19 protein-coding genes are annotated in these 24215 nt (G+C 38.3%); 13 read left to right on the top strand and 6 right to left on the bottom strand.

Annotated elements, in window-relative coordinates; genetic code table 11:
- The first annotated feature begins 61 nt into the window (after nucleotides 1-61).
- From lolA to allD, 7 genes are all read left to right on the top strand, one after another.
- Nucleotides 62-670: an outer membrane lipoprotein periplasmic chaperone LolA gene (gene lolA, locus QQS39_RS06225; RefSeq protein ID WP_075672453.1), complete on the top strand. Its 609-nt coding sequence runs from the start codon at nucleotides 62-64 to the stop codon at nucleotides 668-670.
- 7 nt (nucleotides 671-677) lie between these two features.
- Nucleotides 678-2027, top strand: a complete 1350-nt coding sequence (locus QQS39_RS06230; protein ID WP_285805878.1) for a replication-associated recombination protein A — start codon at nucleotides 678-680, stop codon at nucleotides 2025-2027.
- 118 nt (nucleotides 2028-2145) lie between these two features.
- A complete protein-coding gene (gene serS / locus QQS39_RS06235; protein ID WP_151434691.1) occupies nucleotides 2146-3435 on the top strand; it encodes a serine--tRNA ligase in 1290 nt (429 codons plus the stop codon).
- A gap of 259 nt (nucleotides 3436-3694) precedes the next feature.
- Entirely contained in the window at nucleotides 3695-4726 is a 1032-nt protein-coding gene (locus QQS39_RS06240; RefSeq protein ID WP_285805569.1) for a methionine ABC transporter ATP-binding protein, read from the top strand.
- Nucleotide 4727: 1 nt separating this feature from the next.
- Nucleotides 4728-5414 carry a methionine ABC transporter permease gene (locus QQS39_RS06245; protein ID WP_151434692.1) on the top strand — a complete coding sequence of 229 codons (687 nt, stop codon included), beginning with the start codon at nucleotides 4728-4730 and terminating at the stop codon, nucleotides 5412-5414.
- Nucleotides 5415-5464: 50 nt separating this feature from the next.
- Nucleotides 5465-6289, top strand: coding sequence for a MetQ/NlpA family ABC transporter substrate-binding protein (locus QQS39_RS06250; RefSeq protein ID WP_151434693.1), 825 nt, complete (start codon nucleotides 5465-5467; stop codon nucleotides 6287-6289).
- Nucleotides 6290-6545: 256 nt separating this feature from the next.
- Nucleotides 6546-7595 (top strand): ureidoglycolate dehydrogenase, encoded by a 1050-nt coding sequence (allD, locus tag QQS39_RS06255; RefSeq protein WP_285805570.1) that lies wholly within the window; start codon nucleotides 6546-6548, stop codon nucleotides 7593-7595.
- An 86-nt stretch (nucleotides 7596-7681) separates the two neighbouring features.
- Here allD and QQS39_RS06260 read toward each other — a convergent pair whose 3' ends face one another.
- The 5 genes from QQS39_RS06260 to ycaO form a co-directional block, all read right to left on the bottom strand.
- On the bottom strand, nucleotides 7682-8569 hold the full coding sequence (locus QQS39_RS06260) for a BPSS1780 family membrane protein (protein ID WP_196735755.1): 888 nt from the start codon (nucleotides 8567-8569) through the stop codon (nucleotides 7682-7684).
- A 300-nt stretch (nucleotides 8570-8869) separates the two neighbouring features.
- Nucleotides 8870-9610: a pyruvate formate lyase 1-activating protein gene (gene pflA, locus QQS39_RS06265; protein WP_036938126.1), complete on the bottom strand. Its 741-nt coding sequence runs from the start codon at nucleotides 9608-9610 to the stop codon at nucleotides 8870-8872.
- Between the two features lie 108 nt (nucleotides 9611-9718).
- The gene (gene pflB, locus QQS39_RS06270; protein WP_151434697.1) at nucleotides 9719-12001 is read right to left on the bottom strand and encodes a formate C-acetyltransferase; all 2283 of its coding nucleotides are present in this window, start codon (nucleotides 11999-12001) and stop codon (nucleotides 9719-9721) included.
- A gap of 54 nt (nucleotides 12002-12055) precedes the next feature.
- Nucleotides 12056-12910, bottom strand: a complete 855-nt coding sequence (gene focA / locus QQS39_RS06275) for a formate transporter FocA (protein ID WP_151434698.1) — start codon at nucleotides 12908-12910, stop codon at nucleotides 12056-12058.
- A gap of 672 nt (nucleotides 12911-13582) precedes the next feature.
- Nucleotides 13583-15340, bottom strand: a complete 1758-nt coding sequence (gene ycaO / locus QQS39_RS06280) for a 30S ribosomal protein S12 methylthiotransferase accessory factor YcaO (RefSeq protein ID WP_285805571.1) — start codon at nucleotides 15338-15340, stop codon at nucleotides 13583-13585.
- Between the two features lie 232 nt (nucleotides 15341-15572).
- Between ycaO and ansB the strand changes: the two genes are divergently transcribed.
- Nucleotides 15573-16610, top strand: a complete 1038-nt coding sequence (gene ansB / locus QQS39_RS06285; RefSeq protein WP_196570105.1) for an L-asparaginase 2 — start codon at nucleotides 15573-15575, stop codon at nucleotides 16608-16610.
- A gap of 67 nt (nucleotides 16611-16677) precedes the next feature.
- On the opposite strand, the gene QQS39_RS06290 is transcribed toward ansB, so the two are convergent.
- The gene (locus QQS39_RS06290; RefSeq protein ID WP_285805572.1) at nucleotides 16678-18108 is read right to left on the bottom strand and encodes an MFS transporter; all 1431 of its coding nucleotides are present in this window, start codon (nucleotides 18106-18108) and stop codon (nucleotides 16678-16680) included.
- Between the two features lie 136 nt (nucleotides 18109-18244).
- Here QQS39_RS06290 and serC point away from each other — a divergent pair, with 136 nt between their 5' ends.
- The 5 genes from serC (at nucleotide 18245) to ihfB (ending at nucleotide 24030) form a co-directional block, all read left to right on the top strand.
- Nucleotides 18245-19333 carry a 3-phosphoserine/phosphohydroxythreonine transaminase gene (gene serC / locus QQS39_RS06295; RefSeq protein WP_151434702.1) on the top strand — a complete coding sequence of 363 codons (1089 nt, stop codon included), beginning with the start codon at nucleotides 18245-18247 and terminating at the stop codon, nucleotides 19331-19333.
- A 197-nt stretch (nucleotides 19334-19530) separates the two neighbouring features.
- Nucleotides 19531-20832, top strand: a complete 1302-nt coding sequence (gene aroA, locus QQS39_RS06300; RefSeq protein ID WP_285805573.1) for a 3-phosphoshikimate 1-carboxyvinyltransferase — start codon at nucleotides 19531-19533, stop codon at nucleotides 20830-20832.
- A 312-nt stretch (nucleotides 20833-21144) separates the two neighbouring features.
- On the top strand, nucleotides 21145-21831 hold the full coding sequence (gene cmk / locus QQS39_RS06305; protein ID WP_099074997.1) for a (d)CMP kinase: 687 nt from the start codon (nucleotides 21145-21147) through the stop codon (nucleotides 21829-21831).
- A gap of 173 nt (nucleotides 21832-22004) precedes the next feature.
- Nucleotides 22005-23678, top strand: a complete 1674-nt coding sequence (gene rpsA / locus QQS39_RS06310; protein ID WP_006537421.1) for a 30S ribosomal protein S1 — start codon at nucleotides 22005-22007, stop codon at nucleotides 23676-23678.
- A gap of 64 nt (nucleotides 23679-23742) precedes the next feature.
- Nucleotides 23743-24030, top strand: coding sequence for an integration host factor subunit beta (gene ihfB, locus QQS39_RS06315; protein WP_006537420.1), 288 nt, complete (start codon nucleotides 23743-23745; stop codon nucleotides 24028-24030).
- The last annotated feature ends 185 nt before the right edge of the window (nucleotides 24031-24215 follow it).

The following is a 24215-nucleotide window of genomic DNA, read 5'->3' on the forward strand; positions in this document are numbered from 1 at the left end:
CATCATCAATAATTTATACGCCGACATTATGTCGGCGTTATCTCATGCCGAGGCTTGTAGAATGAAAAAAGTATTATTTGCAGTGTGTGCGATGACATTAATAAGTAGCCAAGCCGCTTGGGCTGATGCACGTCAGGATTTGCAACAACGATTAAATAAAGTAAATAGTTTTCAAGCAAACTTTAGTCAAACCGTGACCAGCAATGAAGGCTCTCTTATTCAAAAAGGGGAAGGCAGTTTAAAAGTACAGCGCCCTGATTTGTTTAATTGGCAAATGACAGCACCGGATGAGAGCACATTGATCTCTGATGGTAAAACATTGTGGTTTTACAATCCTTTTGTCGAGCAAGTTACGGCAACTTGGCTGGAAAGTGCCACAACCAATACGCCTTTTATGCTGATCGCCCGTAATGACAGTAAAGAGTGGCAAAACTATGATGTAAAACAGTCTGGTGATCGTTTTGAGTTAACACCTAAAGTAGAAAATAACTTAAAACATTTTACGATAACTGTATTACCTAACGGACAAATTCAGCAATTTGCAGCTACAGAGCAAGACGGTCAGGTAAGTAATTATCAATTAACTGCACAGACTGCCGCACCAATCGATGCATCCGCGTTTCGCTTTACGCCTCCTGCGGGTGTGACTGTGGATGACCAACGTCAGTGAGGATATTTTGAGTAATTTATCACTCGATTTTTCACGCAATGAGTTCCAACCTTTAGCGGCAAGAATGCGACCTGAAACGTTGGAGCAATATATCGGACAAACTCATTTACTTGCTGAAGGTAAACCATTGCCTCGAGCGATTAAAGCGGGTCAATTGCATTCTATGATCTTATGGGGACCTCCTGGTACGGGTAAAACCACCCTTGCTGAGATCATTGGCCGCTATGCGCAAGCTGATATAGAAAGATTATCTGCGGTGACATCGGGTATTAAAGAAATCAGAGAATCTATTGAAATTGCGCGCCAAAACCGCAATGCAGGACGTAGAACGATCCTATTTGTTGATGAAGTTCATCGTTTTAATAAGAGTCAACAAGATGCCTTTTTACCTCATATCGAAGACGGCACGATCACTTTTATTGGTGCAACAACAGAAAACCCCTCTTTTGAATTAAATTCAGCGTTGCTATCCAGAGCAAGAGTTTATCTATTACGTTCATTAACCGAAGCTGATATTGAGTTAGTTCTACAACAAGCGCTGGACGATCCTGAAAGGGGTTTAGGCGGACGTAATATTATCCTGCCAGATGATACACGCAAAATGATTGCACAATTGGTTAATGGTGATGCGCGCCGTTCATTGAATTTACTTGAAATGATGGCGGATATCGCTGAAGTTGATAATCAAGGAAAACGAGTATTAACACCGGCATTACTGACAGAAATCAGTGGTGAACGAAGTGCCCGTTTTGATAATAAAGGTGATCGCTTTTACGATCTTATCTCTGCATTGCATAAATCGGTAAGAGGCTCAGCGCCTGATGCTGCGCTTTATTGGTATGCAAGGATCATAACAGCCGGTGGCGATCCACTTTATGTTGCTCGTCGCTTATTAGCGATTGCATCCGAAGATGTGGGAAATGCCGATCCTCGTGCTATGCAAGTGGCAATAGCTGCATGGGATTGTTTTACGCGAGTAGGTCCTGCAGAAGGTGAGCGTGCTATTGCTCAAGCAATTGTATATCTGGCTTGCGCTCCCAAAAGTAATGCTGTTTATACCGCATTTAAAGCAGCCATTGCTGATGCTAAAAGTAAACCTGATTATGATGTACCTGAGCATTTGCGTAATGCACCAACAAAATTAATGAAAGAAATGGGGCTTGGTGCTGAATATCGATACGCCCATGACGAGCCTAATGCTTATGCAGCCGGAGAGGTCTATTTCCCTAAAGAAATGGCTGATACGCAGTACTATTACCCAGTGAAAAGAGGGTTAGAGATCAAGCTTGCAGAGAAATTAGACTGGCTTGCTCAACAAGATCAAAATAGTACGACAAAACGCTATCGCAAAATGTAAAGATGCGGTAAGGTTATTAAATTATCATTAATTTCTTAACTATGCCTTGTCTCAGATATCTTTTTTATAAGATAGGAGAGAAGGTTTTTATTAATCTATCAATAAGCACAGGATAAGCATGCTCGATCCAAATCTACTGCGTAATGAGCTAGACGCGGTCGCCGAAAAACTGGCTCGCAGGGGTTTCACCCTCAATGTGGAAAAAATTCGTCAACAAGAAGAACGCCGTAAGGTGTTACAGGTTGAAACTGAATCCCTGCAAGCAGAACGTAATTCTCGATCGAAGTCCATTGGTGCGGCAAAAGCGCGTGGTGAAGATATTGAGCCACTTCGTCAAGAAGTTAACCTGTTAGGTGAAAAACTTGAAGCTGCAAAAGCCGAACTTGAAGTGCTTCAAGCGGAAATTCGTGATTACGTTTTAACTATCCCAAATATGCCAGATGATGCGGTTCCAAATGGCAAAGATGACAGCGAAAACGTGGAAGTTTCTCGTTGGGGTACTCCAAAGACTTATGATTTTGAATTAAAAGATCATGTGACTTTAGGTGAGCTAACAGATGGTTTAGATTTTGCTTCTGCGGTAAAAATTACCGGTTCACGTTTTGTTGTGATGAAAGGTCAAGTTGCACGTTTACATCGTGCTATTACACAATTTATGTTGGATCTGCACACAGAAAAGCACGGCTACCAAGAAATGTATGTTCCTTACTTGGTTAACCATGCAACTTTGTACGGTACAGGTCAGTTACCTAAATTTAGTGAAGACTTATTCCACACTAAACCGTTAGAAGAAGAAGCAGAAAGCCAATACGCACTTATTCCAACAGCAGAAGTGCCTGTGACAAATATGGTAAGAGACGTCATTCTTGAAGAAGACGACTTGCCATTAAAAATGACGGCTCACACACCATGCTTCCGTTCAGAAGCAGGCTCTTATGGTCGTGATACGCGTGGTTTAATTCGTATGCACCAATTTGATAAAGTAGAGCTAGTTCAAATCGCTCATCCTGAAAAATCAATGGAAGCATTAGAAGAGCTGACTGGTCACGCTGAAAAAGTGCTGCAATTACTGAATCTACCTTACCGTAAAGTTGTGCTTTGCACTGGCGATATGGGCTTCGGTTCACGTAAAACTTACGACTTAGAAGTTTGGGTTCCGGCTCAAAATACTTACCGTGAGATCTCTTCATGCTCAAATATGTGGGATTTCCAAGCTCGTCGTATGCAAGCACGCTTCCGTTCTAAAGGTGATAAGAAAATACAACTTGTTCATACCTTAAATGGTTCGGGTTTAGCAGTAGGTCGTACTTTAGTTGCAATTATGGAAAACTATCAAATGGCTGATGGTCGTATTGAAATTCCAGAAGTGTTACGCCCATACATGAAAGGTTTAGAATATATCGGTTAATTATTATCTAATTAATTGAGTATTAATAATTTAACCCCCTGCTTAGGCCGGGGGTTTTTTATTAACTGTATTAAATATTTAACGCTATTTATTTGTTTTTTATAAGTCATTAAAGCCAGAGTATCTGATTATATCAGAGTTAAATCTCAATAAAGAGCGTATCAAAAATAATTTAATTCTAAGGTATGTCTTTTTTGTTTATCTCTTTTTCATTCCTTGCTTGACAATTTCTCATATTGACATTAACTTGGATTTCTAGATGTTTAGCCGTCTAGATTTCTATTTAATAAGTGAGTTGATTAAAATGATAACACTAAAAAATGTCAGCAAAATTTATCAGCGAGGGAAAAAGCAAACTATTGCTGTTGATGATATTAATTTGAATATTGAGCAGGGAGATATCTTTGGCATCATTGGTTATAGCGGTGCAGGAAAAAGTAGTTTAATTCGTTTATTGAATCGCTTAGAGCCTGTAACAAAAGGAGAAGTGATTGTTGGTAAATACAACATTACTACCAGCAGTGAACGTGAGATCCGTAAAATCCGTCACTCAATTGGTATGATCTTTCAACATTTCAATTTACTGTGGTCACGCACCGTTAGAGAGAATATTGAATTCCCACTTGAAATTTCAGGGTTAGATAAGAAGCAACGTTTTCAGCGTGCGAGTGAATTAATGGCGTTAGTAGGGCTTGCTGATAAAGCTGATGAATATCCATCAACATTAAGTGGTGGGCAAAAACAACGTGTTGGTATTGCTAGGGCATTAGCAAATAATCCGGATGTTTTATTATGTGATGAAGCAACATCTGCATTAGATCCAAAAACAACACAAACAATTTTAGCACTGCTCGCTGAAATTAATCAAAAAATGAATATTACAATTGTGTTGATCACACATGAAATGCAAGTTGTAAAAGCGATATGCAATAAAGTAGCGGTTATTGAGCAAGGAAAAATAATTGAACAAGGCGAAGTAGTCAAAATATTTAACCAACCAAAACATAAAGTGACACAACAGTTTTTATCACAATCAGTACATGTAACAGATAGCAGTGATGATATTGATAATATAAAGCAGCAAGGCACAGTAATAAAACTGTTACTGCAAGAGGGTAAAAAACATGACTATTTACTTTATGATTTAATTTCTAAATTTAATGAGCCTGTTAATTTAATAAAAGGCAGTTTTTCACAAGAAAACGGGTTTATTTATTTACAGTTAAATAATAAATCGGATGAAATCATCCAATATCTTGAGAATAATAAATTTGATATAGCGGTCGTGTGATATGGATGAAATACAAATTTGGTTGAATAGCTATTTACCGCATTTAAAACTTAATGTACTCGGTGAAGAGACATTAAATACATTATATATGACACTTGTTTCTGGTGCATTATCCTGCTTATTAGGGATCTTAATTGGTGTGGCATTATTTTTAACAGCAAAAGAGGGTTATAAAGAACATATTTTTATTTATCGAACACTCTCATTTATTGTGAATATCTTTAGAGCCGTTCCTTTTATTATTTTGATTATTTTATTGTTCCCTTTTACTAAATTAATTGTGGGAACCATATTAGGTGTTAATGCAGCACTACCTGCATTAGTGATTTCAGCCGCTGCTTTTTATGCTCGATTGGTTGAATTAGCATTACGTGAAGTAGATAAAGGCGTTATAGAAGCAAGTCTCTCAATGGGTGCTAATTTACCTACACTAATATTTAAAGTGTTATTGCCAGAATCATCACCCGCACTTATTTCTGGTTTAACTGTCACGCTGATTTCTTTAGTGGGAGGAACTGCAGTTGCAGGTGCAATTGGGGCAGGTGGATTGGGTAACTTAGCTTATCTAGAGGGATTTCAGCGTAGCCATCTTGATGTAGTTTGGATTGCAACATTAGTGATTTTATTTATTGTGCTATGTATTCAGTTATTGGGAGATAGTGTTGTAAGAAATATAGATAAACGATAATTAAAGAATTAATTCAATTAAAAATCAAATTTAAAAATAAGGTTACAATAATGAAACTAACAGTATTTAAAAAACTGGGATCACTGCTACTTATTAGCCTAGCGCTCTCTGCTTGCAAACCATCAGATGAAAAATCAGAAAATAAATTAATTATTGGTGCATCGAGTACACCTCATGCGGAAATTCTAGAATTTATTAAACCGCAACTAGCCAAAGAAGGATTAGAGTTAGATATTCGAATTTTTAATGACTATATTATTCCTAATCAAGCATTAGCGGAAAAAGAATTGGATGCAAACTTCTTTCAACATGTGCCTTATTTAAATAAAACACTAGCTGATCACCCTGATTGGAAATTAGTATCAGCAGGTGCAGTGCATATGCACCCATATCGTTTTTTCTCGCAGAAATATAAAAGCTTACAAGATTTACCTAATGGTGCAAAAATGATTAGTAGTAATAATCTGGCACAACATGGACATATATTAAAACTGTTTCAAGATGAGGGTTTAATTAAATTACGAGATGGCATTGATCCTGATGATTCTACGATTGATGATATCGTTGAGAATCCTCGTAATATTAAGTTTTTATTTACCTATGATGGTCCATTGTTGCCACAAATTTATAAAAATGGTGAAGCAGATGTCGCTTCTATTGATGGGCACTTTGCCATTAATGCTGGGCTAGATTTAAGCAAAGAAGTAATTTATACAGAGCCTGCGGCTAACAGCAAGTTTGCCAATGTGGTTGTTATAAGAGAAGAAGATAAAAACGATCCGCGTATTACTAAATTAATGGCACAACTAAAAGCGCCTGAAACCAAAAAATTTATTTTGGATACCTTTAAAGGCGAAGCAGTTCCTGTTCCATAATCAGTTTATTTTTAAACTAACGTATCAAAGAGTGGTGTAAGAAATTATGCCACTTTTTTGTTTATTATGAGAGGGATTATAAAAAGCTTTTTAATAAAAGAATGACTATTTAACAAAAATATAACGCAATCCGCCATTGGTTAAACCGATCACGGCAGATCCTATTTATGCTGTTAAATTAGACCTATCGCTCGAATTTACCTTCGCTATTTATAACATTTCTATTTAATTAGAACCCTACAAAAGAGCATATTCTATGATAGTTTCTAAACAGCAGTTACATCAATTAATCAAAAATAAATTACATCATGCAGGATTGAGTGAGTCTCATGCTGATACGGTGGCTGATGTCTTAGTCCATGCTGATGCCAAAGGTATTCATTCTCATGGTGCTGTGCGTGTGGAATATTATGCAGAGCGGATCAGTAAAGGCGGTACAAATACGGCGCCTAATTTTACGTATACTGAAACGGGGCCATGTAGCGCTGTATTTGATGGTGATAATGGTGCTGGGCATGTTGCAGCGAAAGATGCAATGGAATGCGCAATTAAAATGGCACAGGAGAAGGGCGTTGCAGTTGTTGGTGTAAGACGAATTGGTCATAGTGGCGCGCTGTCTTATTTTGTTGAACAAGCATCACAAGCAGGCATGGTGGGTATTTCGTTGTGTCAATCTGATCCCATGGTTGTTCCTTTTGGTGGCTCTGAAGTCTATTACGGCACTAATCCTATCGCTTTTTCAGCGCCAGGAGTAGGCGATAAACATATTACATTTGATATGGCGACAACTGTACAGGCATGGGGCAAGGTACTCGATGCGCGCTCGCGTCATGTCGATATTCCTGATACTTGGGCAGTTGATGAAAGTGGTAAACCTACGACAGATCCCTTCGCAGTAAAAGGTTTATTACCTATTGCGGGACCTAAAGGTTATGGTTTAATGATGATGGTTGATGTGTTGTCTGGTATTTTGCTGGGGCTTCCTTTCGGTAAACATGTCAGTTCGATGTATCATGATTTAACACAAGGGCGAGAGCTAGGGCAATTACATATTGTTATTAATCCTGCTTTCTTTACTGATGCCTCATTATTTAGAGAACATATTTCACAGGCTATGGGGGAGTTAAATGCAATTAAGCCAGCTCCTCATGTGGAGAAAGTGCTTTATCCTGGTGAGAATAGTCAAATAGAAGAACAAAGAAGTGAAAAAGAAGGTATTGAAATTATTGATGAAATTTATAATTATTTAATATCTGATGCACTTTATAATAAATCTTACGATAATAAAAATCCGTTTGCGGGTTAATAATACAAGCAATGTATCTAGATAATAAAAAGCAGTAAGACTTATGCTCTACTGCTTTTTTATTTAAGTAAGCCAATTATTAAGAATTAACTGACTAATTTACCAATATTTGATTCAGCGGTTTTATTAAGAGAAATCGTTCCATTTCCACCATTTCCACCATTATTTCCTTGGTTACCTACATTATGGTGATAAAAAATGTCACGATAAGAGCCATACATTGCAGTATAAGAAAGAGGAATAGTAATTAATAACCCTAAACCAAATGGAATAACACTAATTGCGATAATAAAGAACAGTAAAATAAAGAAGAAGAATCCACCAGCTAAATTTATTTTTACTGCCGAAAGGCTCGCTTTAACTGCAGGGAATGCTTTATAGCCGTTGACTAACACCAGCGCTGGGACAAACCAATAAGCCGCCGTACTTAGCGCACCAAAGATAGCCATAATGATAAAAAACAGCATAAAGCCAGAAGAGTTATCTACCATCATTTCAGCAATAATTTCTTCAGGATAATCGCTATTGATAGCATAAAAAATATCCATCATAGCAGCACTACTGACGATAAGGGCAAGAATAATCCCAGCAAGTAAAATTAGAAAACTAATACCGTAAGCACCCATCAAGCTAAGATAACGTTTGTTATAAAAACCAAAGAATAAAGTATCAACATCAAGACGTTGAGTCTCATATTGTTGATGAGCAATTGCCACAACACCTGCGGCTAATACAGTAGTAATAAAAGGAGAGATGATTGGACCAATTAGCGGAATAAATCCAAGAATGGTCGATATAATAAGACTAACGATAAAGTAGATAATAATAACGCCTATCCACATCCAAAAACGTTCTTTTATTAAATCCCATCCTAGCCCTAACCAGCGAACACCCCCTGCGGCACCTCGTGCTTGAGGAATAGGCGTAAATACCTCTTGTGGCTCTGTTAGCGATGAATTATTGTTTTGTTCCATTTCCTGTACCTTAATCCCAATATCTTTGTTTATAAATATAAGTCTTCTATAATATCTTTTTGTTTTGTTATTAATCAACTATATTCAACTTAATATAGGTTAAGGATAATCTTATTATGTGTATTTTTACTTGTGGGAACAATTATTCTTTTATTAATACAAAATGATTTAAATAATTTAATTTAACTTCATATAATTAAAAAAATGACTTTATTTATTTTGAATGTTTTTAATGATATAAAAACAAAAAAAGCAGCGCTTAAAACCGCTGCTTCTTAAATTAATCTTAAGTAGAAAAGCTTAGTACATCACTTTATGGCCGTAAGATTCAAGAATTGATTTTACATTTTCCATCGTCTCTTTTGACGGTGGATGAATACCATCTAGCTTGTATTCTTCTCCTAAAGCTACCCATTTATGTTTGCCGAGTTCGTGGTAAGGAAGAAGTTCTACTTTTTCGATATTTTTCATATCTTTAATAAATTCGCCTAAACGATGAGCAGAATCATCATCATCAGACCAACCTGGTACAACAACATAACGAACCCATGTTTTTTGGCCTCGTTTTGCTAAATAACGTGCGAATTCAAGTGTGCGCTGGTTTGATACACCAACGAGCTTTTGGTGGATCTCATCGTTGACTTGTTTGAGGTCGAGCATTACTAAGTCAGTGGCATCCATTAATTCATCAATAACGGGATCATAACGACGAACAAAGCCGTTAGTATCTAAGCAGGTATGGATATTTTCTTTCTGACAAGCGCGGAACCAATCGCGCACAAACTCTGCTTGCAAAATTGCTTCGCCACCTGAAGCAGTAACACCCCCGCCAGAAGCATTCATAAAATGACGATAGGTAACCGCCTCTTTCATTAGTTCATCAACTGTGACGATTTGCCCACCATGAGTATCCCATGTGTCACGGTTGTGACAATAGAGGCATCTCATTAGGCATCCTTGAAAGAAAACAATGAAACGTATTCCGGGACCGTCAACAGTACCGCAGGATTCAAATGAGTGGATACGACCAAGTACGGACATAACAGGGTTACTCCAAAACTGTCTAATAAAAAGACCCCAAAGTAGGGGCCTTTATTCTAAGCGATTTTATTTACTTTCTCAGTAAATAAATGCATATAGTTATCTTTATTACATTGTTTGTGTAAATGTACGGGTGATAACGTCTTGCTGTTGCTCTTTAGTCAGTGAGTTAAAGCGAACTGCATAACCAGAAACACGGATAGTTAACTGAGGATATTTCTCAGGATCTTCCATTGCTTCTAACAGCATTTCACGGTTCATCACGTTGACGTTCAGGTGTTGACCACCTTCGATGCCCGCTTCATGGTGGAAGTAACCATCCATCAGACCCGCAAGGTTTGCTTTACGAACATCATCATCTTTACCTAATGCATTAGGTACGATTGAGAAGGTGTAAGAAATACCATCTTTCGCATAAGCAAATGGCAGTTTCGCAACAGAAGTCAGAGAAGCTACCGCACCTTTTTGGTCACGACCGTGCATTGGGTTAGCACCTGGTCCGAATGGTGCGCCTGCACGACGACCGTCTGGAGTATTACCTGTTTTCTTACCGTAAACAACGTTTGAAGTGATAGTCAGGATTGACTGTGTAGGTACCGCATTACGGTATGTACGCAGTTTCTGAATTTTCTTCATGAAACGTTCAACTAAGTCACAAGCGATGTCATCTACACGAGCATCGTTGTTACCAAATTGTGGGTATTCGCCATCAATTTTGAAGTCAATTGCTAAACCGTTTTCATCACGGATTGGAGAAACTTTTGCATATTTAATTGCAGACAGTGAGTCAGCAGCAACAGACAGACCTGCGATACCGCATGCCATTGTACGATATACGTCACGATCATGAAGTGCCATCAGAGCTGCTTCATAGCTGTATTTATCGTGCATGTAGTGGATAACGTTCAGCGCAGTTACGTACTGAGTTGCTAACCAATCCATAAAGTGATCCATTTGGTTCATCACAGTATCGAAGTTTAATACTTCGTCCATGATTGGAGCGTGTTTTGGACCTACTTGGATTTTCAGTTTTTCGTCAACACCACCATTGATGGTATACAGTAAGGTTTTCGCTAAGTTCGCACGAGCGCCGAAGAACTGCATTTGTTTACCAACAACCATTGGGCTAACACAACATGCGATTGCATAGTCATCGCTGTCGAAGTCAGGACGCATTAAGTCATCATTTTCGTACTGGATTGAAGAAGTATCGATTGAGACTTTAGCTGCGTATTTTTTGAAGTTGATAGGCAGTTGTTCTGACCACAGGATGGTCATGTTTGGTTCTGGTGATGGACCCATTGTATACAGGGTATTTAAGAAACGGAAAGTATTCTTAGTTACCAGAGTACGGCCATCTAAACCCATACCTGCTAAAGATTCTGTTGCCCAGATTGGGTCACCAGAGAACAGTTCATCATATTCAGGAGTACGTAAGAAACGAACCATACGTAATTTCATGACTAAGTGGTCAATTAATTCCTGAGCTTGTTCTTCAGTCAGTAAGCCTGCTTCAATATCACGTTGGATGTAGATATCTAAGAAAGTAGATACACGACCAAATGACATTGCAGCACCGTTTTGAGATTTAACAGCGGCTAAGTAACCGAAGTAAGTCCATTGTACTGCTTCTTTTGCGTTTTGTGCTGGACGAGAAATATCGTAACCGTATTTCGCAGCCATTTCTTGGATTTGACCTAAAGCAGCGTGCTGCTCTGCGATTTCTTCACGCAGTTGGATAGTCATTTCCAGATCTTCGCCTTTTTCCATTCTTTCTTGTAAAGAGGTGAATTGGGCAAATTTATCTTTACGCAGGAACTCAATACCGTACAGTGCAACACGACGGTAGTCACCGATAATACGGCCACGACCATATGCATCTGGTAAACCTGTTAAGATACCAGATTTACGGCATTTCAGGATGTCTGGAGTATAAACATCGAAAACGCCTTGGTTGTGAGTTTTACGGTAATCAGTAAAGATTTTTTTCAATTCTGGGTCCAGCTCACGGTTGTAAGCGTGGCAAGAACTTTCAACCATACGGATACCACCGAATGGAATGATCGCACGTTTCAGAGGTGCATCAGTCTGTAAACCTACGATTTGTTCTAAATCTTTAGTGATATAACCCGCATCGTGAGATGTGATAGTTGAAGCAACAGAAGTATCAAAATCAACCGGCGCATGTGTGCGGTTTTCGATTTTGATGCCTTCCATAACTTGTTCCCAAAGTGTATCAGTTGCTTTAGTGGAACCTGCTAGGAAAGATTCGTCGCCTTCATATGGAGTGTAGTTTTTTTGAATAAAGTCACGAACGTTAACACCGTTCTGCCATTCACCTTCAGAAAAACCTTTCCATGCTTCAGCAAATTTTTCATTTAAATCAGACATGATACTTCTACCTTTTTACAATGGAACTTAAGAAATCAGTCATACCTGCGTGGATTAATGTTTATCGCCACGCAGATGCATTAACCAGTATACCAAACCGACTAGGACTGCTCCGCCAATAACGTTACCGATAGTGACTGGTAATAAATTGTCAGCGAGGAAATTCGAAACTGTTAAATCTGAAAATTGTTCGGGTGATGCACCTACTTTAGTCCAGAACTCAGCGGGTGCAAAATTCTTAATAACAATACCTAAAGGGATAAGAAACATGTTAGCGATACTGTGCTCAAAACCACTAGCAACGAACATACCGATAGGTAAAATTAATGCAAAGAGTTTATCAATAAGCGTACGACCTGCATAGCTCATCCAAACTGCAAGACAAACCATTAAGTTAGCTAAAATACCTAAACAAACGGCTTCAATAAAAGCGTGTTCAACTTTATGTTGTGCGGTTTGTAAGACATTAAGCCCCCAAAGCCCATTCGCCGCCATATGCTGACCTGCGAACCACATTAAGGCGACAAAAAAGAGTGCGCCAACAAAGTTACCAAGATAGACATTTATCCAGTTTGCAAACATTTTGCACCAAGATATACGTCCGGTTGCTTTAGGAATAATAGTAAGAACAGTAGAGGTGAATAAGTCAGCGCCACAAACGACGACGAGCATTAACCCCAGAGAGAAGCAGATCCCACCGACTAATTTAGCCAGCCCAAATGGAACAGATGCGGTACCTGTAGTAGCAGTAATATAAAAAACAAAAGCAATTGATATAAACATACCCGCGGTAAATGCAGATAAGTAAGTCGCTGGAATATGTTTATTTGCTTTATAACAACATGCATCATCGGCAACTTTTGCCATATCTGCAGGTGATAATAAATTAAAAGGGCTGTCAGCTTTCATACTAACACTCTCTTATATGTTGGAATAATTATAGCACGCAATAATAGTAGCAAAGGGGCTTACTTCTAAAATTGATATGGATCATGGTCACTCATTAGAACCTCATTTTTAGTGCGTGAAAACCCGTTGTTTTTGCTATAACTATTTGATTAATAAAATGAAAAAATTTTTTAAAAATTATCAAAAAATTTTAGACTAGCTGGATAAATAAAGTAGAAAGTAAATATAAAGTATTATTTAAACCCCGTATGTTAAGAATTAAAAATCAAATTTAACGCCTTCTTTACTTTTGTCATAAATATAAACATTACTTTATTTGTGGTTAATCGTTAATGATTACTCCAGACATATATCCATTATAAAAATAAGGTTTTTAAATTTTTGGGATCTGGTTAAACAAATAGCAATTTAAACTAGATTTAAGTAATATTCTTGGTGCAAAAGTTCAATATGTATTTATAGTGTCATATTTAATGCCTTGAATCGTCATTTTTGCCATATTTTGACAATTTTGTCAGATGGCAAATTTGTCATATTGACAAATCTGTCAATATTTTATTTTTAGCAAAATAAAACACTCTACTTTTCAATAGAGTGTTTCAATTTAAATATGCGCTTATTATTCAGTTAAAATTAATTATTATTTAATAAATAACCTTAAACAAAATAGGTTTATTTAGTCGATTGACGTTTTGCTTTCTGTAATTTCTCATAGGCAGCAAGTAACGACTGATGAACAGGTAAATTAGCTAAATCAGGATCAATAGTTTGTAATCCGTAAAATGCTTGTTTGCCTTGTATTGCATTTAAAGCTGCTTGTAATGTTTCTTCGCCATACATACGAGAAAATGCGTACATATATTGTTCTGGTTCACGTTCAGTCTCTTGTTGTAATAATAAGAGATTGTGTAAACAGCGATAATAGTTTTGACGCTCCGGCGTAAATAAAGAAGCATTAAAGTCTTGAGTCCATTCAACCCAAACGAGCGCTTGATCAAGATCGCCACCCGCAAGAGCTAACATTGATTTTAATTCACCTACACGTAAATGGCTCCAACCATTATCTTTGCCCGGAGCAATGCCAATCATCTCTCTGATACGTGTAAAGTCATCTAAACCATCTTCATCAAATTGACCAATAAGAGAAAGATACTCTTCTTGAGTGCCTTCGCTCGTTGGTAGAGAAAGAATAGTGTCGCGCCAATGTACACCCATAATGTTATTGGCTAATTGTAAATCTTCAGCAGGGTAAATATCAGATAAACCCGGTACTAAAATACGGCAAGCGTAAACACCTAGGTGTGAGTAGTCCATAATATATACTTCTGCATCGCACTGCTGGCAAAGAGACATTAAGGTGTGGAACTCTTCTTCTGTTGTACCACTGAAGTTCCAGTCAACAAATGCGTAATCGGCATCTTTCTTAAATAGATCCCAACTAATTAAACCACTTGAATCAATAAAGTGTGTTTCAAGGTTAGTATGATCACCAACTTCTTCATCATCAAAGCTTGGCGGATTAAAGACATCGAGATCTTTAAGGCTACGCCCTTGCAATAATTCAGTGACAGTACGCTCTAAAGCCACACCAAAATCAGGGTGAGCACCAAAAGAGGCAAAACAGGTGCCATTTTGTGGGTTGAATAACACGACACAAATAACAGGGAATTGACCGCCTAAAGAGGCATCAAAGCTAAAGATTGGGAAGCCTTCTTGCTCTAACGTTTTAATTGCTTCAATAACAGCAGGGTAGCGAGCTAAAACTTCTTTAGGAATTTCAGGTAGGCTAATTCTTTCAGTGATAATGCGATTTTTTACATAACGTTCAAAAACTTCAGAAAGCCCTTGAACTCGTGCTTCATTCTTTGTATTCCCTGCTGACATACCATTAGAAGCATATAAATTAGCAATAATGTTTACAGGAATATAAACAGGCTTTTCATCAGATTGACGTATAAATGGCAGAGCGCAAATTCCGCGATCATGATTACTTGATTGTAAATCAACTAACTCACTACCACATAACTCACCTTCAGGATCATAAAATTTGCGTAAACGCGCATCTAATAAGCCCGCAGGAACAGAATCATCTTCTGTTAGTGGAAACCATTTTTCACTTGGATAGTGAACAAATTCACTTTCTGCAATATCAGCACCTAACCAGAAATCAGAGAAGAAATAATTGGTTGAAAGACGTTCAAAGTATTCGCCCAGAGCAGAGGCTAATGCTGCTTTTTTGCTGGCACCTTTACCGTTAGTAAAACATAAAGGGCAATCTTTATCGCGAATATGAACAGACCAAACGTTAGGAACAGGGTTTAACCATGAAGCTTCTTCAATGTTAAATCCTAAGTCGGTTAATTTTTGCTGAAAGCTAGCGATAGAATCTTCCAGTGCGGCATCTTTGCCAGGAATAAATGTTTGTGACATGGCAGGTTTCATCAATATTTTGCTGGTGATAATTAGGCGCACATGATACTGAAATCCCCTGTAATGCACTAACGATTTCTTATGACTAAAAATTACTATCTATATAAAAAACTCATTATTTATTTGATATATGAGTTTTTTTAATAAATTCGTTCGATTTATCACGGAATTTATAATTAAAAGTCATCATAATTAGATTCATTTATTTATTAATTTATAAGGGATCGAAAAAATGATGAAGAAAACATTGCTTGCCAGTTTGTTAGCTGTAATCAGTGGTTCTGTTTTCGCTTTGCCTAATGTCACTATTCTTGCAACAGGTGGAACGATTGCAGGCGGCGGTGATTCAGCAACACAGTCTAGCTATACGGCAGGTAAATTAGGCATTGATGTGTTGATCAATGCGGTGCCTGAAGCGAAGCAAGTGGCTAATTTGAAAGGTGAGCAAGTCGTTAATATCGGTTCTCAAGATATGAATGACCAAGTTTGGTTAAAACTCGCTAAAAAAATTAATGAAGATTGCGATAAAACCGACGGGTTCGTGATAACACATGGTACTGATACCATGGAGGAAACAGCATATTTTCTTGATTTAACAACTGCCTGTAAAAAACCTGTTGTAATGGTAGGCGCAATGCGACCTGCTACGGCATTAGGTGCTGAAGGTCCTTTAAATCTTTTTAATGCGGTTGTGATTGCAAGTGATAAAGCCTCTGAAAATCGTGGTGTATTAGTCACAATGAATAATGCGGTTATCAGTGGTAAAGATGTTGTAAAAATGAATACTACTGAAGTACAAGCATTCCAGCCTGTTAATGCAGGCGCTCAAGGCTATGTGCATAACGGTAAGGTTCATTATTATACTGCAGCATTACCTCGTGCAGATAAAGCCGCATTTGATGTGAGTAAATTAACCGAATTGCCAAAAGTTGGTATTGTTTATAACTACTCCAATGCATCTGATTTACCAGCAAAAGCCTTTATTGATAATGGCTACAAAGGTATTGTCAGTGCCGGTGTGGGTAACGGTAACTTATATACTGATATTTTTGATACCTTAGCTGATGGTGCAAAAAAAGGTGTCGTTGTTGTACGAGCAAGCCGTGTACCAGTAGGATTTACTACACAAAATGGTGAAGTTGATGATGCAAAATATGGTTTTGTTGCGTCAGAGCGCTTAAACCCACAAAAAGCAAGAGTGTTATTACAGTTATCTCTGACTGAAACGCAAGATCCAGCGAAGATCCAAGAGAATTTCGAAAAGTATTAATTTAAAATAGTTTGAATAATAACAAGGCCTCATTAATGAGGCTTTGTTATTTTAAAGGGGGAAATAACTAATTTGTTTTGGCTCTAGAAACAACAACTCTCGCTGTAAAGAAAGCAATTAATGGCGTTATTGCAAACACAATAAATAGCCAATGTGCGGCATTTTGTGCGCCAAGAATACCTCCCGGATCTGTTAATCCTGCCATATTAACCACAGTCCCTGAAATAGATGCACCAACAGCCGTTGAAAACAACTGGATTGTGGTAATGGATGTGGCTGCTTTTTGAGCTTCTTGTCCCTGAGAAACATGTAAAACACGGGTTAAATAATGGGGCCATGCCATACCAATTCCGGCACCTGTAAAAAAGAGAGCGATACAAATAATGATAATCTGCCCATAAGGTATGGTTAGCGCATTAGAGATAAATAAACCAAGGATCACGATGGCTGAGAAATTAATCATTGGACCAAAACGCATTAACCTGTGAGCAGTAGATTGTTTACTTGATGAAGACATAATGGCAGAGAAAGACCAACCCGCACCAACTAATGCTGCTAAATAGCCTGAAAGCAGTGGCGTAATATTATGGATAATTTGCAAGAAATAGGGCACAAAGACTTCTGTTTGTACACTAATTCCTAATAAAGCCATGGTGAGATATATTGGTGCTAACGGTGCAGAAAAAGAAAATGTCCCTTTAGGAAATAAGCCATCATTTGATTTTTTATCAATATGGATTAACAGTAGAATAAAGATAAAAGCAAATATAAAGGATAAGGCATTATATAAAATAACGTTATAAAGGCTACCAATAGAAATAGATAATACAGCCAACATTAATAAAATAAGTTGTTGATAAGGTAATGGCGTTTTCGCGACGATATTATCGGCATTATTTTCGGTAGGAAGAATAGTAAATAATAAAATAGCGTAAGGAATACCTACAAATAAAATAGACCAAAATGCACCGCGCCAAACATCATATTCAGCAAATATTCCCCCTAGCGCAGGACCTAATAGTGTCGAGATCCCCCACATGCTAGACATTAATGCCATGGCTCTAGACCAAAGAGGTTGAGGAAACATCACTCGGACTAAAGAGTAAGCAAGAGCCAGTAACATTCCTCCGCCAGCCCCTTGAATAAATCGCCCTATAAGTAGTATTTGCATTGAGGGCGCTGTTGCACAAATAACAGAACCGGCTAAAAAGCAAATTGTGGCAAAAAGATAACTATTGCGAGGTGCAAGTACGCTCAGTAATCGTGAAGTTAATGCGGAAGAGAGAATTGAAGCTAGGATAAAAACGGTGGTGTTCCACGCATATAAATTAAGCCCACCAATATCACGCACAATTGAAGGTAGCGTTGTGATCGTAATATAGACATTAATTGCGTGTAATGCGACACCTCCTGCTAAAGCGAGCGATTTTAGACTATTTTTTCCATGAAGAAGCATTCCCCAGCTCGCTTCTTCTTTTTTATTTACACTCCCCGACATAAAACACTCCTAACCATTATTTTTATATTCTGCATATTATGCGTTAGTTCACAATAATCATTGCGCCAATTTAACGGGAATGATACAACCGATAAAGGTCATTTTGTAAAAACATATTCAGATAGGGTGAATTTGAATGAGTCAGGTATATAACTTTAGTGCAGGTCCGGCTATGTTACCGGCAGAAGTCCTTCGTCGTGCAGAATTAGAATTATGCAACTGGCATGAACTTGGGCGTTCGGTTATGGAAATTAGCCACCGCAGTAAAGAGTTTCTTGAGGTTGCTCATCAGGCAGAACAAGATCTTCGCGATCTTCTCAATGTGCCAGAAAACTACAAAATTCTTTTTTGCCACGGTGGTGCTCGTGGTCATTTTGCTGCTTTACCTCTCAATTTATTAGGCGATAAAGCAAGCGCTGATTATATTGACGGTGGTTATTGGGCTAAAAGTGCAGCTGAAGAAGCTGAAAAATATTGTTCGCCAAATATCATTAAAATTAAAACAGAAGTTGATGGCAAAATTGGCGTTAAACCAATGAAAGAGTGGCAATTAAGTGCTGATGCAGCTTATGTGCATTATTGCCCAAATGAAACCATTGATGGTATTGCCATTCATGAAGAGCCAGATTTTGATGACAGCAAAATTGTTATTGCTGACTATTCATCTTCTATTTTATCTCAACCGATAGATGTTAGCCGTTTTGGTGTTATCTATGCGGGCGCACAAAAGAATATTGGTCCTGCGGGTTTAACGCTTGTTATTATTCGTGAAGATCTATTAGGTAAAGCGCGTAAAGAAACGCCTTCTGTGTTTGATTACACTGTGCTTGCTGAAAATGATTCCATGTTTAATACACCACCTACTTTTGCTTGGTATTTATCAGGTATGGTCTTTAAATGGCTGAAAGAGCAAGGTGGTTTGCAAGAGATGGCAAAACGTAACTACGAAAAAGCAACACTTCTTTATAGTGCAATTGATAATAGTGATTTCTATATCAATCGCGTTGCCACAGAAAATCGTTCACTCATGAATGTACCTTTCCAAATGTCTTCTCCTGAGCTGGACTCTGTATTCTTAAAAGAGGCAGAAGCACAAGGTTTAGTTGCATTAAAAGGTCACCGTGTATCAGGTGGTATGCGTGCTTCAATTTATAACGCAATGCCATTGGAAGGTGTTCAAGCATTAGTTGACTTTATGGCTGATTTTGAACGTCGCCATGCGTAATAAATAAGATCTAGAATAAGAAAATCTGCTGAAAATACAGGTTTTCTTATTCATTCAATATTTAAGATGTTAACAATTAAAATTGAATTACCCAGTACAGAATTAATAAATAAAAATATAAGTACCTAAATGATTTTATATTTAATTAAATAGCATCCCCAGTTAATTTATTTGTCTATTGGAGTTTTTACCTGTTTATGGAATCGTTAACATTACAACCTATCGCTCATATCGAAGGTGTTATTAATTTACCAGGATCAAAAAGTGTCTCTAACCGTGCGTTGTTATTAGCGGCTTTAGCTAAAGGTAAAACTCGTCTAACCAACCTATTAGATAGTGATGATATTCGTCATATGCTTAATGCATTAAAAGCGTTAGGTGTGCAATACCAATTATCAAATAACAATACGGTATGTGATATTAAAGGGCTAGGTGGGAAATTTAAAACCAATTCGCCATTAGAGCTATTTTTAGGTAATGCTGGTACAGCAATGCGCCCATTAGCGGCAGCATTAAGTCTTGGTGAGCACGATATTATTCTCACGGGTGAACCCCGTATGAAAGAGCGTCCAATTGGGCATTTAGTTGACGCTTTACGCCAAGGTGGCGCAAAAATTGACTACCTTGAACAAACGGATTATCCGCCAATTCGCTTATGTGGTGGTTTTTTAGGTGGTAATGTTGAGGTTGATGGGAGTGTTTCTAGCCAATTTTTGACTGCATTATTAATGACGGCACCTTTAGCTGAACAAGATACGATTATCACCATTAAAGGCGAGTTAGTATCAAAGCCTTACATTGATATTACCTTAGCATTAATTAATACCTTTGGTGGAAAAATTGAAAATCAAGACTACCAACGCTTTGTTATAAAAGGTGGGCAGCAATATCAATCACCAGAAAAGTATCTTGTAGAAGGTGATGCTTCATCAGCTTCTTACTTCTTAGCCGCTGCAGCCATTAAAGGCGGCACTGTGCGAGTTACAGGTATCGGTAAAAATAGCTTACAAGGGGATATTCATTTTGCTTCTGTGCTGGAAAAAATGGGAGCAAAAGTACGCTGGGGTGATGACTATATAGAGTGTGAACGTGGAACGTTAAAAGGTATTGATATGGATATGAATACTATCCCTGACGCAGCAATGACCATTGCTACCACGGCACTTTTTGCTGAAGGCGAAACGGTTATCCGCAATATTTATAACTGGCGTGTAAAAGAAACTGACCGATTAGCGGCAATGGCAGCAGAGTTACAAAAAGTGGGTGCGATAGTTGAAGAAGGGCGCGACTACTTAAAAGTAACGCCACCAAAACAGCTAACTACTGCGGATATCAAAACTTATAATGATCACCGTATTGCAATGTGTTTTTCGCTGGTGGCGCTTTCAGATACGCCAATTACTATTCTTGATCCGGGATGTACCGCAAAAACTTTCCCTGATTATTTTGAGAAACTAGAAACACTTTCTCAACGTAGTAATTCTCAACGTAGTCATTAATGTGAAAATCATTAATTAAAATGAGTCAAAATTAAATCAATTAAATCGGCAGTATTGGACTTTTTGAAGAACAATACTGCCGATTTTTTATTGTGGTCAGATTGATTTTTCTAAAAAATAGCCTATCTCGAAAAAATAATATTAAATAAGACTCTTTAGTGCTTATCTGCTTGTTTCTTCCTATACATTGTATGCGTATAATGTCGCGCATATATTAATACTGTTTTTCTCTGTTTGAATACTATGCCTATTATATCAATGTAATAAGAGCAACAAATACAGAAATGCAGTGCCCACGAAAAGGAGAAACTCATGGCGGTTATCGTCCCTGTTATAACTGTTGATGGGCCTAGCGGAGCAGGTAAAGGAACATTATGCCAAGCATTAGCGAAAGCGTTTGGCTGGCATTTACTCGATTCTGGCGCTATTTATCGTGTATTGGCATTAGCGGCTTTACATCACCATGTTGATATCACCTCAGAAGATGCTTTAGTCCCCTTGGCTGCAAATTTAGATGTGCGTTTTATTCCTAATGAGAATGGCTTAAGTGTCATTCTTGAAGGTGAAGATGTTTCAACTGAAATTCGAACAGAAACAGTTGGAAACACGGCATCACAAGCTGCGACTTTTCCTCGTGTAAGAGAAGCATTACTGCGTCGTCAGCGCGCATTTCGTACAGCGCCTGGCTTAATTGCTGATGGCCGAGATATGGGAACAATCGTTTTTCCTGATGCTCAAGTGAAAATATTTTTAGAAGCGAGTGCAGAAGAGCGTGCGCGTCGTCGCATGTTACAGTTGCAGGAAAAGGGCTTTAATGTTAACTTTGAGCGCCTTTTATCCGAGATAAAAGAACGCGATCACCGTGACCGGAATCGCGCTGTTGCGCCACTTGTTGCGGCGAAAGATGCATTAATTCTCGATTCTACAAGTTTGTCAATTGACGAAGTCATTGAAAAATCGTTGACTTATGCTAAAAAAAATCTGCAATTATCAGCGTAATTAATTTTTATTTCGTTTATACTAGGTAATTATCAAAATCGGGTTGACGTGTTAATGAAAACACAACAATGCCCGATGACCTTGTCACAAAGGATGTAACGAGGTATGTGAAACAACCCCATTCGGCCGGATGCTAAATGGACGTTAATTAAATTTACTTGAAGATCATTAACATGACAGAATCTTTTGCTCAACTCTTTGAAGAATCCCTAAAAACAATCGAAACTCGTCCTGGCGCTATCGTTCGCGGCGTTGTAGTTGCTATCGATAAAGACGTTGTTCTGGTTGATGCAGGTCTGAAATCAGAATCTGCTATTCCTGTAGAACAATTCAAAAACGCTCAAGGCGAATTAGAAATCCAAGTGGGCGACGAAATTGATGTTGCTCTGGACGCGGTTGAAGATGGCTTCGGTGAAACCGTTCTGTCTCGTGAGAAAGCTAAACGTCACGAAGCGTGGCTGATGCTGGAAAAAGCTTACGAAGAAAACGAAACTGTTGTTGGTATCATCAACGGTAAAGTTAAAGGTGGTTTCACTGTTGAACTGAACGGCATTCGTGCGTTCTTACCAGGTTCACTGGTAGACGTTCGCCCAGTTCGCGATACAACTCATCTGGAAAACAAAGAGCTTGAGTTCAAAGTCATCAAATTAGACCAAAAACGTAACAACGTTGTTGTGTCTCGTCGTGCGGTTATCGAATCTGAAAACAGCGCAGAACGCGATCAGTTATTAGAAAACCTGCAAGAAGGCATGGAAGTTAAAGGTATTGTTAAAAACCTTACTGACTACGGTGCATTCGTTGATCTGGGCGGTGTTGACGGCTTACTGCACATCACTGACATGGCTTGGAAACGTGTTAAACACCCAAGCGAAATTGTCAATGTTGGCGACGAAATCACTGTTAAAGTCCTGAAATTTGACCGTGAACGTACTCGCGTATCATTAGGTCTGAAACAACTGGGCGAAGATCCATGGGTAGCTATCGCTAAACGTTATCCAGAAGGTACTAAACTGACTGGTCGTGTAACTAACCTGACTGATTACGGCTGCTTCGTAGAAATCGAAGAAGGCGTTGAAGGTCTGGTACACGTTTCTGAAATGGATTGGACTAACAAAAACATTCACCCATCTAAAGTTGTTAACGTTGGTGATGTTGTTGAAGTTATGGTTCTTGACATCGATGAAGAACGTCGTCGTATTTCACTGGGTCTGAAACAGTGCAAATCTAACCCATGGCAGCAGTTCGCAGAAACTCACAACAAGAACGACCGTGTTGAAGGTAAAATCAAGTCTATCACTGACTTCGGTATCTTCATCGGTTTAGACGGCGGTATTGATGGTCTGGTTCATTTATCTGACATTTCTTGGAATGTTGCAGGTGAAGAAGCAGTTCGTGAATACAAAAAAGGCGACGAAATCGCTGCTGTAGTTCTGCAAGTTGATGCTGAACGTGAACGTATCTCACTGGGCGTTAAACAATTATCAGAAGATCCATTCAATAATTACCTGTCTGCTCACAAAAAAGGTGCTATTGTTTCTGGTAAAGTAACTGCTGTTGACGCTAAAGGCGCAACTGTAGAATTAGCTGACGGTGTTGAAGGTTACCTGCGTGCTTCAGAAGCTTCACGCGACCGCGTTGAAGATGCAACTCTGGTTCTGAATGTTGGCGAAGCTGTAGAAGCTAAATACACTGGCGTTGATCGTAAAAACCGCGTTATCAACTTATCTGTTCGTGCTAAGGACGAAGCAGACGAGAAAGACGCTATCGCTTCTGTAAACAACAAAGAAGAAGTTGGTTTTTCAAACAACGCTATGGCTGAAGCTTTCAAAGCAGCTAAAGGCGAATAATTTAAGTTATTAACGAAAGGCAACGTTAATCGTTGCCTATTTATCGGTAGTTTAGGGAGGTAATATGACCAAGTCTGAGTTAATCGAGAGACTTGCAGGCCTACAATCTCATCTTTCGGCTAAGACGGTTGAAGAAGCTGTAAAAGAAATGCTTGATCATATGGCTGATACTTTAGCTGATGGTGAGCGTATCGAAGTCCGCGGATTCGGCAGTTTTTCTCTACACTACCGTGCGCCGCGTACGGGTCGTAACCCGAAGACTGGTGATAAAGTAGATCTGGAAGGTAAATACGTTCCACACTTTAAGCCAGGTAAAGAGTTACGTGACCGTGTAAATATTTATACGGAATAATAACTCCTGTCGAAATGGCACGATGTTAGTTAACTTTCTCAAAAACGGTGCTTAGGTGCCGTTTTTTTATTATCAATTATTATGACGTTTAGTATATTTTCCTGCTCTCTAATCTTTTCCAATCTTTAATTTCTCATCTTGAATTGATTAATTTGCTCTATTTATTTTATCTCTCTAGTACTTAC

Origin of the sequence: Proteus appendicitidis (genome assembly GCF_030271835.1) — a bacterium.
Lineage (GTDB): Bacteria > Pseudomonadota > Gammaproteobacteria > Enterobacterales > Enterobacteriaceae > Proteus > Proteus appendicitidis.